Here is a 614-nt window from a genome sequence, read left to right as displayed (position 1 = left end):
CGTGTATCTCCAGAACATAAAGTTCGTATCGTATCTGCATGGCAATCACACGATAAAGTTGTTGCGATGACTGGTGACGGTGTTAATGACGCGCCTTCATTGAAACAAGCTGATATCGGTATTGGTATGGGTATCACCGGTACAGAAGTTTCTAAAGGTGCTTCTGACATGGTACTTGCTGATGACAACTTTGCGACAATCATCACTGCAATCGAAGAAGGACGTAAAGTATTCTCAAATATCCAAAAAGCAGTTCAATTCTTACTATCTGCTAACTTGGGTGAGGTTATGACTTTATTCGTTGCAACAATGCTTGGTTGGACAATCTTAGAACCTATCCATATCTTATGGATCAACTTAGTAACTGATACATTCCCTGCAATTGCATTAGGTCTTGAAGCAGCGGAATCTGATGTAATGGAACACAAACCTCGTGGGCGTTCTGGTAACTTATTATCAAATGGTGTATTACCATCAATTATTTACCAAGGTATCTATGAAGGTGCTGTAACATTATTTGTATTCTGGTACGGTCGTTACCAAATGGGTGTGCCATTGGAAGATGCAGAAGCTATGGCCTTCTTAACATTAGCATTCATCCAATTGTTCCACGC

At 40.4% G+C, this 614-nt stretch carries 1 protein-coding gene; it reads left to right on the top strand.

Annotated elements, in window-relative coordinates; all coding sequences use genetic code 11:
- Positions 1-614 (top strand): HAD-IC family P-type ATPase (locus ACRCJ0_RS18385; protein WP_431391599.1); only part of this gene is annotated, 614 nt, incomplete at both ends.

The organism is Aerococcus sp. L_32, assembly GCF_050689315.1.
Note: the sequence above shows the minus strand (reverse complement) of the source record. Positions and strands in the feature narration are given on the sequence as shown.